At 57.7% G+C, this 14,166-nt stretch carries 16 protein-coding genes; all 16 read right to left on the reverse strand.

Going from position 1 to position 14,166, the window contains the following annotated elements:
- Positions 1–45 precede the first annotated feature (45 nt).
- The 16 genes from nlpD to WH277_RS06055 all read right to left on the reverse strand — a co-directional run bounded on the left by nlpD (position 46) and on the right by WH277_RS06055 (position 14,161).
- Positions 46–1,164: a murein hydrolase activator NlpD gene (nlpD, locus tag WH277_RS05980; RefSeq protein ID WP_133846014.1), complete on the reverse strand. Its 1,119-nt coding sequence runs from the start codon at positions 1,162–1,164 to the stop codon at positions 46–48.
- 167 nt (positions 1,165–1,331) lie between these two features.
- Positions 1,332–1,958: a protein-L-isoaspartate(D-aspartate) O-methyltransferase gene (locus WH277_RS05985; protein WP_133846015.1), complete on the reverse strand. Its 627-nt coding sequence runs from the start codon at positions 1,956–1,958 to the stop codon at positions 1,332–1,334.
- A complete protein-coding gene (gene surE, locus WH277_RS05990; protein ID WP_133846016.1) occupies positions 1,952–2,713 on the reverse strand; it encodes a 5'/3'-nucleotidase SurE in 762 nt (253 codons plus the stop codon). The genes WH277_RS05985 and surE overlap by 7 nt, the downstream gene beginning before the upstream one ends.
- 168 nt (positions 2,714–2,881) lie before the next feature.
- A complete protein-coding gene (locus WH277_RS05995) occupies positions 2,882–3,970 on the reverse strand; it encodes a fatty acid desaturase family protein (RefSeq protein ID WP_133846017.1) in 1,089 nt (362 codons plus the stop codon).
- The gene (locus WH277_RS06000; protein WP_339504979.1) at positions 3,967–5,067 is read right to left on the reverse strand and encodes an acyl-CoA desaturase; all 1,101 of its coding nucleotides are present in this window, start codon (positions 5,065–5,067) and stop codon (positions 3,967–3,969) included. Before WH277_RS06000 ends, WH277_RS05995 begins: the two co-directional genes overlap by 4 nt.
- Positions 5,060–6,181: a sterol desaturase family protein gene (locus tag WH277_RS06005; protein WP_159337952.1), complete on the reverse strand. Its 1,122-nt coding sequence runs from the start codon at positions 6,179–6,181 to the stop codon at positions 5,060–5,062. The genes WH277_RS06000 and WH277_RS06005 overlap by 8 nt, the downstream gene beginning before the upstream one ends.
- Entirely contained in the window at positions 6,178–6,789 is a 612-nt protein-coding gene (locus tag WH277_RS06010; RefSeq protein WP_227534984.1) for a phosphatase PAP2 family protein, read from the reverse strand. The genes WH277_RS06005 and WH277_RS06010 overlap by 4 nt, the downstream gene beginning before the upstream one ends.
- Positions 6,786–8,075, reverse strand: a complete 1,290-nt coding sequence (locus tag WH277_RS06015) for a F390 synthetase-related protein (RefSeq protein ID WP_212815663.1) — start codon at positions 8,073–8,075, stop codon at positions 6,786–6,788. Before WH277_RS06015 ends, WH277_RS06010 begins: the two co-directional genes overlap by 4 nt.
- Entirely contained in the window at positions 8,072–8,878 is an 807-nt protein-coding gene (locus WH277_RS06020; RefSeq protein WP_133846021.1) for an MBL fold metallo-hydrolase, read from the reverse strand. The genes WH277_RS06015 and WH277_RS06020 overlap by 4 nt, the downstream gene beginning before the upstream one ends.
- Entirely contained in the window at positions 8,871–9,887 is a 1,017-nt protein-coding gene (locus tag WH277_RS06025; protein ID WP_159337951.1) for an NAD-dependent epimerase/dehydratase family protein, read from the reverse strand. Before WH277_RS06025 ends, WH277_RS06020 begins: the two co-directional genes overlap by 8 nt.
- Positions 9,884–10,903: a 3-oxoacyl-[acyl-carrier-protein] synthase III C-terminal domain-containing protein gene (locus WH277_RS06030; RefSeq protein ID WP_133846023.1), complete on the reverse strand. Its 1,020-nt coding sequence runs from the start codon at positions 10,901–10,903 to the stop codon at positions 9,884–9,886. The genes WH277_RS06025 and WH277_RS06030 overlap by 4 nt, the downstream gene beginning before the upstream one ends.
- Positions 10,904–11,078: 175 nt before the next feature.
- Entirely contained in the window at positions 11,079–12,128 is a 1,050-nt protein-coding gene (truD, locus tag WH277_RS06035; protein ID WP_133846024.1) for a tRNA pseudouridine(13) synthase TruD, read from the reverse strand.
- Between the two features lie 3 nt (positions 12,129–12,131).
- On the reverse strand, positions 12,132–12,605 hold the full coding sequence (ispF, locus tag WH277_RS06040; RefSeq protein WP_133846025.1) for a 2-C-methyl-D-erythritol 2,4-cyclodiphosphate synthase: 474 nt from the start codon (positions 12,603–12,605) through the stop codon (positions 12,132–12,134).
- 11 nt (positions 12,606–12,616) lie between these two features.
- Positions 12,617–13,321, reverse strand: a complete 705-nt coding sequence (ispD, locus tag WH277_RS06045) for a 2-C-methyl-D-erythritol 4-phosphate cytidylyltransferase (protein WP_133846026.1) — start codon at positions 13,319–13,321, stop codon at positions 12,617–12,619.
- Positions 13,322–13,338: 17 nt separating this feature from the next.
- Positions 13,339–13,650 carry a cell division protein FtsB gene (ftsB, locus tag WH277_RS06050; RefSeq protein WP_133846027.1) on the reverse strand — a complete coding sequence of 104 codons (312 nt, stop codon included), beginning with the start codon at positions 13,648–13,650 and terminating at the stop codon, positions 13,339–13,341.
- Between the two features lie 190 nt (positions 13,651–13,840).
- Positions 13,841–14,161 (reverse strand): DUF3561 family protein, encoded by a 321-nt coding sequence (locus WH277_RS06055; protein WP_133846028.1) that lies wholly within the window; start codon positions 14,159–14,161, stop codon positions 13,841–13,843.
- Positions 14,162–14,166: the final 5 nt, after the last annotated feature.

Consider the following 14,166-nt stretch of genomic DNA (forward strand, 5'->3'; position numbering starts at 1 on the left):
GCTCCTACCCGTGATCTCAGGGCAGAACACCAGGGTTCTGCCGGATTAACGTTGCGGTAAATAGCGCAACGGATTTACGGATTTCCCCTTGTAACGAATTTCAAAGTGCAATCTAACCGAACTCGTGCCGGTACTACCCATTGTGGCGATCTTCTGACCCGCTTTCACTTCTTGTTGTTCACGGACCAGCATGGAATCGTTGTGGGCATACGCACTCAGGTAGTCATCATTATGTTTGATGATAATCAAATTACCGTAGCCACGCAGAGCGTTACCGGCATAAACCACGCGGCCAGAGGCGGTGGAGATGACGGACTGACCGCGCGAACCCGCGATATCGATGCCTTTATTGCCCCCTTCGGAAGCAGAGAAGTTATCGATGATCTTACCGTCTGTCGGCCAACGCCAGCTTCCCACAGGGGTAGCGCTGTCTGTTGTACTACTGACGGTCGGGGCGGTAACCGGAACTGTTGTCGTTGCAGCAGTTTTCCCGGACGAAGGCAACATTTTGCCTTCACTTGGTGTACCTGAATCCTCAGAATACGTAATTACCGGTTGGTGTGCAACCGTTCCGGTGTTCATTTGTGAACCGGAAGAGGCCGTGGTCACGCCACCCGCATTCGCATCTGCTGCCGTGACTGCGTTGCCCCCAGTGATTGGGGTACCAGAGCCGTTAGCTACCTGTAATTGCTGGCCAACGTTGAGCCCATAAGGCGCGGCAACGTTATTGCGCTGGGCAAGATCACGGAAATCGTTACCGGTAATCCAGGCAATATAGAACAGCGTATCACCCCGTTTTACGGTGTAGGTATCGCCGCCATAACTACCTTTAGGAATATTCCCATAACTACGGTTGTACACAATTCGACCGTTTTCGGTAACCACATTCTGATTCTGGCTCGCGCTGGCAGAAGAGGAGGAAATCATTCCCCCACCCGACGCCGGAGGGCGAGCCGGGCGGATAAACCCGCCGTTGCTGCCACCGGAGCTGCTGTTCATGCCCGGGTTGCCAGAATTGCTGCTCATCATGCCGGAGTCATTTCCGCCAACAGAGCTGATGGGGGCCTGCGCGTTATCGCTGCTGGTACAACCTGCCAGCCAAAATCCTACCAATGAAACGGCCGCAAGACGGCGTAACTTAAATACTGGGCTTCCCGTGCTCATTCAATCCCCCATTACGGCAATGCTTTGACGAAAAAAATATAAACAACATAACAGCTGCACGACCGACGGCATTAAGCCCGCATGCGCAAATTTAGTCAGATACTAGCAATATCAATGACTGCGTGCCATGAAACAGTTGTATAGAAATATCCTGGTTGTTGCGGATATCAGGCAAGATCACCTTTTACCAGTGGGACAAAACGGACGGCCTCCACGGTATCGATGATAAATTCGTCACCTTTACGGCGAATGCGCTGCAAAACCTGCTGCTCTTCCCCCACAGGCAACACCATGATACCGCCCTCATCAAGCTGCGACATCAATGCTTCAGGAATTTCGGGCGGTGCTGCCGTGACAATAATTGCATCAAACGGCCCACGCGACGGCCAGCCAAGCCAGCCATCACCATGACGGGTAGAGACATTATGCAGATCCAGCTGCTTCAGGCGGCGCTTGGCCTGCCACTGCAAACCTTTAATCCGCTCGACGGAGAAAACATGTTCCACCAGATTGGCCAGAATGGCGGTCTGATAACCGGAGCCCGTGCCGATTTCCAGCACGCGTGACTCCGGCGTCAGGGCCAGCAGGGACGTCATTTTTGCGACCATGTAAGGCTGGGAAATCGTCTGCCCTGACCCTATCGGCAACGCTGTATTTTCCCAGGCTTTATGTTCAAAAGCCTCATCAACAAAGCGTTCACGCGGCACATCTTCAATGGCTTTCAGCAGCCGTTCATCATCAATACCCTGTTGCCGCAATTGTGCCAACAGTGTATCTATCCGCCCACTCACCATTCGCGATTGACCTCAACATTGGCTAACCAGGAAGAGACGACCTCCTGCGCGGCATGAGCAGTCAGGTCAACATGCAGTGCGGTCACCGAGACATAACCCTCATCAACAGCGGCAAAATCCGTGTCCGGGCCGGCATCAAGCTTTTCACCCGGCGGCCCAATCCAGTACATCGTATTACCGCGCGGGTCCTGCTGTGGGATGGCCTGATCGCTGGGATGGCGGCTGCCACAACGGGTGACGCGAATCCCTTTGATTTGATCGAGCGGCAAATCTGGCACATTAATATTCAAAATACGCCCGGTGCGCAGTGGCTCGCGCAGTAACGCTTTCAGGATTGAACAGGTGACGGCAGCGGCGGTGTCGTAATGCACATGCCCGTCAAGGGAGACCGCCAGCGCAGGCAGGCCCAGATGACGTCCTTCCATCGCAGCGGCTACCGTGCCTGAATAAATCACATCATCGCCCAGATTGGGGCCCGCATTGATTCCTGACACCACGATATCCGGCTTAGGACGCATCAGGGTATTCACCCCGAGGTAGACGCAGTCAGTCGGCGTGCCCATCTGCACCGCAATATCCCCGTTAGGATAGTTAAAGGTACGCAGAGGGGTTTCCAGCGTCAGCGAGTTCGACGCTCCACTACGATTACGATCGGGCGCGACAACCTGCACCTCAGCAAACTCACGCAGCGCTTTTGCCAGCGTCTGTATGCCTGGCGCATGGATACCGTCATCGTTACTCAGTAAAATGCGCATTGAGACCTAACCTGTTGATAAATTTTGTTCACCCTCCCCCGAAAACTGACTCGTGTTCCCGGGGCGTCGGATGCGGCTGAAAACATTTTAGCTGGATGCGCCAGGGAGTGGTAGGTGTAAATATCTGGTAAATAAAGGATGCCAGTGAGCCATCGCAGGGCGGGCCGATCAGCTTTCGGCCTTGTCTTCCCCCAGTTCCTGTAAAAAACGTTGCTGCGAACTCATCAGTTGAGTGAGCGTCAGGCACTGATAATCATAACCATAACGTGCGGCGATCTGCGCAATGATCCCCGCCAGCATCGGGTAGTGACGATGGTTCCAGTGGGGGAACAGATGATGCGTTAAGTGCAGATTCATTCCGCCCAGCCAGTAACCCAGCCAGTGCGGCCGCGTCGTCCAGTCGCAGGTTGTCGCAAACAGGTGACTGTAGCGGCTGTGGGGCAATTTCCCCTGTTCGGTGGGCTGGTAGCTGTTTCCTTTCGCCCAGTGAGTACCGATAATCAGCATGACAAAAACCAGCGATGCCAGCATCTGACAGGAAAGATAAACCAGCACGATTGTGCCGATGCCTAATGAAGGCGGCAACAGCCATAAGGGCAGCGCCAGCACCAGTAAAAAATGTCCCACTTTTACCAGTAAAAAAGCCGCCCAGCCTTTAATACCCTGCAAGCGCATTTTCGCCCCTACGCGTGTCTGCCCGGCGCGATCCAGCCAGTCAAACAGCCAGATATAATAGGGAAACGTCAGAGCAGCCACCAGCGGCCAGTAATAGCGCTGATAGCGCATTAGCGGGCGCAGGCGCTGAAAACGCGACTGGCGAAGAATGCCATTCTCTTCCATATCCGGGTCATACCCGATGACATTATTTCCGGTGTGATGCATCAGCACATGGCGCACACGCCAGCACTCCGGGTCCAGCCCCAGCGGAATGGTAGCCAGCACATTCAGCCAGCGATTGGCCGATTTTGACCTGAAAAAAGCCTGATGCGAGGCATCATGTACCACGTTGATCGTCAGCAGCATGGCAAAGAAACTGACCCCGGCCTGGCAAGCCGCCCAGCCCGTCCAGTGAGTCTGCTGCAGGCCAAGCCAGCCGCAACCGGCAGCCAGTAAGGCCAGCAGCACCGCTTTGGCGATCATCGCCCCGTTGGCAAAACGGTGGTCGCCGTGCTGATCGAGCCACGCCTGAGTGGCTCGCGTCAACTCGCGGTGAAATTGCAGATTTTCACGGGAAAAACGCAGCGGTGGCGGGTTCATGCAACCTCCTCCGGCTGTCCCATCCGGCGTAAAAATGTCTGCTGACGCCGCAGCAGTTCGCGATAACTGATACAGCGGTAATTCATGCCGTGTTCGCTGGCAAGCCGGGCAAGTCTCTCCGCCAGTGCCGGATAATGCCGGTGATGCCATCCGGGAAACAGATGGTGCGTCAGGTGCATATTTAGCCCGCCAGTGAAATGCCCGATCCAGGCAGGCGAAGGCAGCCAGTCGCAGGCGGTGGCGAAGTTATGGCGATACCAGCCTTGCGGCAGCTTCCCGTCAGGCCCGACCTCGAAAAACTCCGCCTCAGCCCAGTGGGTGCCCAGCAACAGGAATACCACCAGCAAAGAAGCCATCATCTGGCTACACAGCCAGGCACCCAGCACCACGGACATCGCGATGCCATTCTGTTCTGCAGCCCACAGCGGTACAGCGAGAACCAGCAGCAGATGCAGCACCTTACAGCCGCAAAACAGTAGCCAGCCGCGGACACCCGGCATCACGTGCCTTCCCGCCAGCGGCGTTTTTCCGCAGCGGTCGGCCCAGTCAAACACCCAGGCCAGATACGGCAGCGACAGTGCGGCCACCAGTGGCCAGTAAAGATGCTGCCAGCGCATCCATGGTCGCCAACGCTGATACGGGGTTTGCCGGAAGAAACCGTTCTCTTCGGTATCGAGATCGTAATGTTCGATATTGGCGTAAACATGATGAAAATGGACATGGCGCACGCGCCAGTAATCCGGGTCCAGCCCCAGCGGCAACGTCACCAGGCGGCTGATAAGACGATTAACACGCGGCGAACGGCTGAAGACACCGTGGCTGGCATCATGGTTAACCACAATATTAAGCAGCATTGCCATCAGCATAAACAGGAGATAGCAGAGAACAAATCCACCGCTGCTGGACTGAAGCAGGCTCAGCCCATAGCAGGAGACACAAAGTATCAGTAACACCCCTGCTTTCAGCCAGTCGCCGCGCCCGGCGAAACGATGATCTTTGGATGCGGAAAGATACTGATGCGCTGCACGCTGCAACGCCTGGTGGAAAGCCTGTTCGCCATCCGGAGGATAACGCAGCGGTGGCAGTGAATTAGCCATTTTCGGCCTCCGGGATCAGCACCTGACGCCCCCACCCCGCCGCCAGCGCGATGCTGTGCACCATCACCAGCAGTGCACCGGCCAGCCAGATCTCAACCGACTCGCGGCACAGGATAAACCACGCCGGATACGCCAGCCCCACCACCAGCCACAGCAGCGGGCTCCAGCGCCGTCCTTCCGACAACCCACCTAATGCCACCGCCCCGAGCGCCAGTAACACAAACAGCGCCACCTGCTCCCGGCCGATATTTTGATAGCCGTAGCCATATATCCAGACATAACTCGCCACCAGCACAAATAACAGCAGCATACCGCTGGTCAGTGCGCGGGCGCGGCAATGAAACGTGGCCGCGCTTTTCGCCGGAGAAAATGGCAGTTTAAGCAGCCGGAAAAATGGCCGGTTACTGGCCCAGAACGGGTTACGGGATGAGCGCTCCCCACCGGTGCCGAAGCGATACTCTGTTTCTGGCAGGCGGGCAAACGTCCCAAACATTTTGTCCCAGAAAATAAAGCTGCCGCCAAAGTTCTTATCGGAATAAGCGCGATCGCAAACGTGATGGACACGGTGATGATTCGGCGTCACCAGAATATATTCCAGCCAGCCCAGCTTCGGCGTCAGCGCGTTGTGGTTAAACAACTGCACGCTGTAGTGGAAAATCGATACGGTGATAAACACCGACAGCGGCACACCGGCTATCGCCAGCAGCAGGAAAAAGGGAATCGAGGTCAGTGAAGAGTACCAGGAGTTACGCACCCCCAGCGACAGATTAAAGTGCTCGCCCTGGTGATGGACGACGTGCACGGCCCACAGCAGACTGAAACGATGATGCAGGCGGTGCAGCCAGTAAAAGGCAAAATCCCAGGCCAGCAGCGCAAACAGCCACAGTCCCCAGGTCGGCAGCACATCCAGCCAGTGCTGGCTGAAGTGCAGCGCCACATAGCCGTAACAGGTCACCTCAAGGCCACGAAACAGCCACAGCATGATATGGCCGGAGTTGAGGTTAAACACCACATCATGCCAGTTGACCCGCTGCTTATCCTGACGGTTCAGCACCAGCGCCTCGGCCATCACCAGCAAGACCATCGCCACAATCGGCACGACCAGATCACTCATTGCCGCTCTCTCCATGAATAAGGAAACGTCTGTGCTGCCCGCAGGCAGATCCAGCCGCAGACCAGCGCCACCAGCGCACCGCTGACCAGGTCAATAAACAGGTGGCGGCGCAGTTGCAGAATCGATACCGCGATCAGCGCCCCCCACAATAACAATAGCCCGCTGCGCCAGCGTTGTTCAGGCTGATACAGCGCCCAGACCGCCAACAGCGACAGCGCCATATGCAGCGAGGGCAAACAGTTCTGTGTTGAGTCGGCGGCCACCAGCTGCGCCAGCAGATGCGAACTCAGCCCCTGACCGTGATCGATGGGATAGACCAGCGTGGTGGGCCACAGCAAATACACCGCACCGCATACCAGCGCGGTGAGGATCATTGAGCCCGTTAACCAGCGCAGTTTCTCCGGACGGCAGAACAGATAACCCGCGGGGATCAGCAGGAAAAAAGAGAGGTAGAGCCAGATGCCATCGGCACTGAACGGAATCATCCGGTCAACGAAACCGGGGTGCATCACCGTGCCGGGCCCCTGCCAGCGATCGCTGAACGTGTAGATCACGCCGACACTGCCCCAGCCCAACAGCATTGCCACTAAGCGACGTAACAGATTCATACGCCTTCTCCTTTTTGGCGAATAATACGCCGCCGCTTGCGGTCAAACTGCGGCATCAGCGGCTGTACACTGAGCTGCCAGCACAGTCTCTCCGTGGCGATCCCCTGCTGTGCGAACAGCGCAATCAGCGCCTGCTGGCAGGCGACCAGCGACGCTTCATCCGCATCGCTAATCAGCTGCACATCGAGCATCCCCGTCTGCACCAGCCGGTAATCACTGGTCAGCGGCAGGGAACGGGCAATCGCGCGGCTGCACACATCGGCAAAGACGGCCTGCACGTCACCCTTCATATCAGGTAGCAGAAGCTGGTCATCGCGACGTCCTTCTATAGCCTCCAACACCCGGGTCGGCTGCCCGCAAGGGCAAGGTTCATTTGCGGCGACCAGCACATCGTCCAGCCGGTAGCGAATCACGGGCTGAGTGCGGCGACTGAAATCCGTAATCACCGGCGTAAAGCGCCGCTCATCAATCCACTCCGGCTCCACATGGATAAATTCTTCATTAAGATGCAGGCGCCCATGAGAACAGCTGGCCGCGAGAAACCCCTCGGTGGCCTGATAGACCTCGGCCACATCGCCGAACACCGTTTCTAGCAGCTGGCGATCCTGCGGTTCCAGCACTTCCGCTACAGAGATCACCCGGCTGACGCTCAGTTTAAGTTGCCCACCCTGCACGGCCAGTGCCAGCGCCCGCAAGACCTGCGCTGGCGCCACAATAATCGTCGGCGCAAACGCTGGCAGCGTACGCAAATGCTCACTGAACGGTGCGAACAGATCAAAGAACGCCAGGCTCAGCCAGCGGGTATTCACGCTGTGATAGAGATGATTATCGGCACGCAGAAACAGCGCCACACGTTCACCGGAGAGCAGCCCGCGTGGCAGCATCTTCGCCAGCATACCGCCTGCCCAGATGCGCTGCTCCCGTGGACTCACCACAAACACGCCGCGCCGCCCGGATGTGCCGGACGATAAGCCCACGCTGAAGCGCCCGACTTTCGGCGCAAAATCGCGGTCTTGTTCACTTTTCAGGGCACACTGGAGCAGCGTATCGACCTGCAGCCCGGCGGTATTCATCTGATCAAAATGGGTCATCATCTGCGCTTTGTCACTCAGCGGCCATGACGACAACGGCAGATGACAGAACGGGGCATAGAACGGACTTTTCGCCATCACCTGACGGGCAAAACGTTGCAACTGCCTGGCCTGCCACCGCTCAAGCGCGGCGCGATCGCGAAACCGCAGCCGCCGCGCACGGAAGTAGTGCCACAGCATACGTACCGGGATCATAAATCCCCCTCGTGACACAGCAGAATACGCACTTTGCCGCCACGCCAGAGCTGGTGCAGCTGGGTGAGCGTGCGGTAATAGGCGGCGCTGTCATCCATAATCAGACTGGCCAGCCGTGAGGGGCCGCGCAATTTCTGGTAGTTATCCGGGCACCAGGCGGCATCGCTGGCCAGCAGCGTCCAGCCATCATCCTGCAGGATAAACGCGCCAAGATGCCCGGCAGCATGGCCCGGCAGCGCGACCAGCACAATTTCGCCGTTGCTGTCCGGCAGTTGCCAGCCGCGCTCAAAAGGATGAAGTTCAGCGGGAAGATCGACAACGTCGAAGCGCTCAACAAAATGCAGGCGTGACTCAAAATCGGCCGGGATCAGTCCCGGCACAAAAGCATTTTTCAGCGCGCGCACACCTTTCAGGCTGCGGGTTTTCTGCCAGCCCTCCCCGGAGGCGATCATTGGAACGCCCGGAAAATCGTGCAGACCGGCAATATGGTCGCCGTGGAAATGGGAAATAATCAGCCCCTGGATATCATCAGGTTGATATCCGGCCTGGCCGAGCTGCGCCACCAGCGCCTGCTCTGGCGAGAAATAGACCGGGGTCAGCTGTGCATAGAGACGGAAAATGCCCTGACGGGTGTGATCAATAAAGTGGCTGGCGTAGCCGGTATCCCATATCCAGCGGCGGTTATTGGCCTCCAGCAACCAGGCTCGGGCAGGAAACTGGCAGACGCGCAGCCCGGCACCGCGCAGTGCCATGCAGCCACGGTGAGTGCAGTAACCCGCTTCGAACGTCGTCAGTTTAGCCACGCTGACCCACTCCCTGCTGCCGCCACCATGCCCCGGTCAGCGCAATCGCCTCATCCATAGAATAATGCGGGCGATAACCCAGTTCATCGATGGCACGCTGCTGGCTGAGGGTCATATCCAGGCTCACCGCGCCGACGCTGTAGCGGGTCAGTAACGGCTCACGCCGCGTCAGTAACGCCGCCCCCTCCATCAATGCCGCCACACCGTAAAGCAGGCTGGCAGGCAGTGAGCGGATCGCGCAGTTCAACCCAAGCTGCTGGTTAAGCAACGGGCGCAACACCTCCGCCAGCGTTACCGGCTGCTGATTGGTCACGTTATACACCGCGCCAGAAGCCAGGTCGGGTACATCGGTCGCCAGCCACATTGCCTGCACCACGTTGAGTACAAAGGTCAGATCGAGCAGCGTATTCCCGCCGTTGGGCAGCCGCAGCACGCCATTATCACGCTGAATCTGTGCCAGCAGGCGCGGCACAATCACCCGATCGTGTGGACCAAACAGCGCACGCGGACGCAGCATGACAAAGGTGGTGGCAGGATGCTGTGCCACCCGCTGCAACACCACCTGCTCGGCGGCATATTTGCTGGCAGCATAGTGATTGGCAAAACGCCGGGCGCGGAAGGTTTCATCAATATCGTGATGAGGGGAATAATCGAAATAGATTGAGGGCGTGGAGATATGAATAAAACGCCGAACGCCCCGCTGCCCGGCGGCAGCCGTCAGACGCTCAGTGGCCGTAACATTGGCCTGCCAGAAATCGTCACGCGGCCCCCAGGGCGAGGACTTGGCAGCGCAGTGCCACACGGCCTCAGCCTCGCCGACCAGGTCAGCGCAATCGGCAGCCGAAGCCCGGGCCAGATCCAGGGCGGTAAACTGCGCCCCGCACTGCCGCAGTATCTCTCCCACCGCATCATCACGCCCGGTTGCCAGCACCTGATGCCCGGCCGCCAGCAGCCACTCAACGGCGTTGCGCCCCAGACCACTGGTGGCTCCGGTGACCAGAACCTTCACGGCAGCAGCACCATGCCACCCAGGGTTAACCCGGCGGCGGTACCAATCAGCATCACCGGGCCTTTTTGGAAACGATCGGTGACCATCGCTTCATGCAGCGCGCTGGGAATCGATGCCGCCACCTGGTTTCCGCGATAACGGTAAATATCCACCAGCGCATCACTGCTGACGTTCAGCCGTTTACGCATATGTTCCAGCGACAGGTGGCTGGCCTGATGCGGCACCACCGTGGCGATCTGTGCCAGAGTCAATCCGGCCATCGCCAGCAGGCGCGCCAGATAATCTTCGATCAGCCCCGAGGCCTGACGGAACAGTTTTTTGCCCTGCATATGGAACAGAAAATCGCTGTCGCGCATGCCCGCACGCGGGTTGCAGCGCGTGCCTCCGGCACGGATCTCACAGAGTTCACTGCCATCCGGCCAGCTCTCCATCAGGCAGGAGAGAATGCCGCTTTGCCCGTCACCGCGTTCCACGATGGCGCAGGCCGCGCCGTCGCCGAAGATCAGCGATGACTCTTCATGCTCCCAGTCAATACCGCGTGACGCCAGCTCAGTCGACACAATAGCAATGCGCCGATAGGCACCGCAGTTCACTAATCCCCCCGCCACCTGCAACGCCGAAATAAAGCTGACGCAGCTGCTGTTAATATCAAACACCGCGGTGCCCGGCGTCAGAGGCGACAGCTTGAGCACCTGTATGGCACTGCATGGCAATGCCTGGACGGCGATGGCCGAGGCGAAGATGAGCAAATCAATGGAAGCCGGGTCGATATGTTGTGCACTTAGTGCAGCGGCCAGCGCATCGGCGCCCAGTTGCGCCTGACTGGCCTGGTGATCGGCATGAAAGCGATGAGCGATACCCGAGCGTTTTTCAACATAGCCGGGTTTCATACCCAGACGTTCGTCGAGCATCGCTGAGGTGACGCAGCCGGGAGGCAGGGCCACACCGCTGGCAATAATCTTCAAAGGCACGAAAGCCGTTGTGCTATCCGGCACTGGCAGATGGGGTTGGTTCATCCGTATTCCCATTAACAAAATTGTTAAATTATTGCGCATTGTAACGGAAGTACGGGTTCTCGCAAAATCGCCAGAAAAGAAGAAGATAGCGGGGAGAAAACAGTGAAAGGAACGACTGACTTAAGCGGATAAATCAGCAGAGCCTGCTGAGAATCAGGCTCTGCTGCAAGGGGAATTACTCGTCAACCTCGGCTGCGCTGCCCTGGGTCAACAGCAGTTCGCGCACCACGCTGGTGGCAAAGCTGCCCGCCGGGAGCCAGAAGTTCATCTCCAGCGTGACGTCATCCAGCCAGTTCCAGCGGAGATCGCGCGGGATCACCAGCATTGCACGACGTGCGGCATCCACACGTTCACGATCCATCAGCGCGAGCAGCGCAGCTTCACCGGCCAGGCTGTTTTGCTCAAAAGCCAGCGCTTCGTCACGCGTACCCCACTCGCCGCTGCCCGGCAGCGGTGCAGTAATGCGCAGTTCACTGGCATCAACGCGCTGTTGCAGGGTATCCAGCTCCGCAGCCTCAGCCACAAACCAACTGCCGCGCCCGGTCAGCTGCAAGGCATCGCCCGGCAGCACCTTACACAGTGAGCCCTGCTGCGCCAGACGGTCACTGACCACCTGATTAAACATGGCGCTGCGGGCAGCCGACAGAATAAAGCTGCGTTTATTGCGCTCACGCACGCGGATTTCATCTGCCGCCCAGCGCTGCGCCATCGTCAGATTGTTACCCTCATGGCCGAAACGCTGGCTGCCAAAGTAGTTGGGTACGCCGTCACGAGCAATCAATTGCAGGCGCTGTTCCACCGCATCACGGTCAGAAATCTGGCGCAGTACCAACGCAAAGGCATTGCCCTGTAACGCCCCGGTACGCAGCTTGCGGCGATGGCGGGCGCTTTCCAGCACCTCAACGCCTGTCAGCTCAAACGCGCTGAGGTCCGGAGTGACTTTGCCCGGTACACGCAGGCAGAACCACTGCTCGGTCACCGCATGGCGATCCTTCATCCCGGCAAAACTGACGTCACGCGGATGAATGCCAACAAACTTTGCCAGCGCTTCGGCAACAAAACGGGTATTGCAGCCATTTTTGCGAATACGCACCAGCAGCTGTTCGCCGTCACCGTCCGGGGCGTAGCCGAGGTCTTCGATCACAACGAAATCTTCCGCGTGAGCCTTCAGCACACCGCTGGCAACCGGCTGACCGTGCAGCCAGCCCTGTTGGGTTAAATCCATCGGTTACACCTTCATCAACAGGGCAACGGCTTCACAAGCGATGCCTTCACCGCGCCCGGTAAAACCGAGTCTTTCGGTGGTGGTCGCTTTCACATTGACCTCATCCATATGGATCCCGAGATCTTCAGCAATATTGATGCGCATCTGCGGCGCATGGGGCAGCATTTTCGGTGCCTGAGCAATAATCGTCACATCGACGTTGCCCACGCGATAGCCTTTTTTGGCGATCTGGCGCATCGCTTCGCGCAGCAGTTCGCGGCTGTCCGCGCCTTTATAAGCCTCATCGGTGTCCGGGAACAGTTTGCCAATATCGCCCAGTGCCGCCGCACCCAGCAGTGCATCTGTCAGCGCATGCAGGGCAACATCACCATCAGAATGCGCCAGTAACCCTTTTTCATAAGGGATTCGTACGCCGCCAATAATCAGCGGGCCTTCGCCACCGAAGGCATGGACATCAAAACCGTGACCGATACGCATTATGTGTTCTCCTAACGTTGTATTTGGGTCAGATAAAATTGCGCCAGCGCCAGGTCTTCCGGCCTTGTCACCTTCAGGTTATCACTGCGCCCGCTCACCAGCTCAGGGTGGTAGCCACAATATTCCAGCGCAGAAGCTTCATCCGTGATCGTGGCGCCTTCATTCAGCGCACGCAGCAGGCAGTCATGCAATAACGCCTGCGGGAAAAGTTGCGGTGTCAGCGCATGCCACAGCGCTTCGCGCTCAACGGTATGATCAATATTGCTGCGGCCCCCGATGGCGCGTTTCATCGTATCGCGCACCGGGGCGGCAAGAATACCGCCCACTTCGCTGGTGGCGGTCAGTGCCAGCAGTCGGGTCAAATCGCTGAGATGCAGGCAGGGCCGAGCCGCATCATGCACCAGCACCCATTGCGCCTCTTTTGCCGCCTGCAAACCTGCCAGTACCGAATCAGCGCGCAGTCCGCCGCCGACCACCGTCGTCACACGCACATCCGCGGCCACCGGCAACTGGCGAAAATGGATATCCTGCGGGCTGAGCGCCACGATCACCCGGCTGACAGCCGGATGAGCCAGCAGCGCATCGATGCTGTGTTCCAGAATGGTTTTTTCACCAATGGTGAGATATTGCTTGGGGCACTCGGAGAGCATACGGCTACCGATCCCCGCAGCGGGGACGATGGCGATGATCTCCGGAGAGGATTCGGCGTTATTCATGATGCTCATGGTGATGGTTACTGACTGGCTGTTCGCTGCTGCGCGTTTCGTTTGTTTTGATCCGGCACAAGGCGATAGAAGGTCTCGCCGGGTTTAATCATCCCCAGCTCATTGCGTGCGCGTTCCTCGATCGCTTCCGAACCGCCGTTTAAATCGTCGATTTCGGCAAAAAGCTGATCGTTACGCGCTTTAAGCTTGGCGTTATTGGCCTGTTGCTGAGCAACATCCTCATTAACGCGTGTATAATCATGAATGCCGTTCTTGCCCAGCCAGAGCGAATACTGCAGCCAGCCGAGAAGTACAAGTAACAGCAACGTAAGTTTGCCCATCCCCGCCCCCTGAAAAACGGCTCAATCATCCCATAACTTTTGGTATGACTCCACTCCGTCGATGAAATAGAACCACTTTCTCAGAATACGGCGTCAATACGCGTTAAAAAACAGCAAAAAAGAGCATTAAAACGCCCTGCACTGATAGATTTTGTAACGTTGCGATGTATTTGCACATCTCACTGACGGGTCACCAGCCGGTGAGAAGCGTAAATAACAGCCAGAAAAGGGCGATCACCAGCAGCACCGTCGCCAGCGCAGCCCAGACAAAATGCTCACGCAGCAGCATAGTCGCGGCGATTCCCACCAGCACCGACACCGGTAACAGTGCCAGGAAGAAAGGCCAGGTGTAGAGGAAAAAAAACAGGGTAGTGGAACCATACAGCAGGAAAGGGATCGCCAGCGCGACCCACCATGAAACAAAGCCCATCGCGCCACCAGGGATGGCCCATGACGGCTCTTCCCGCTCGCGTTCGTCTTTACCTGCCAGCATGGGGGTAACGTTTTGCATAGACT

Origin of the sequence: Erwinia sp. MYb416 (assembly GCF_037479575.1) — a bacterium.
GTDB lineage: Bacteria > Pseudomonadota > Gammaproteobacteria > Enterobacterales > Enterobacteriaceae > Erwinia > Erwinia rhapontici.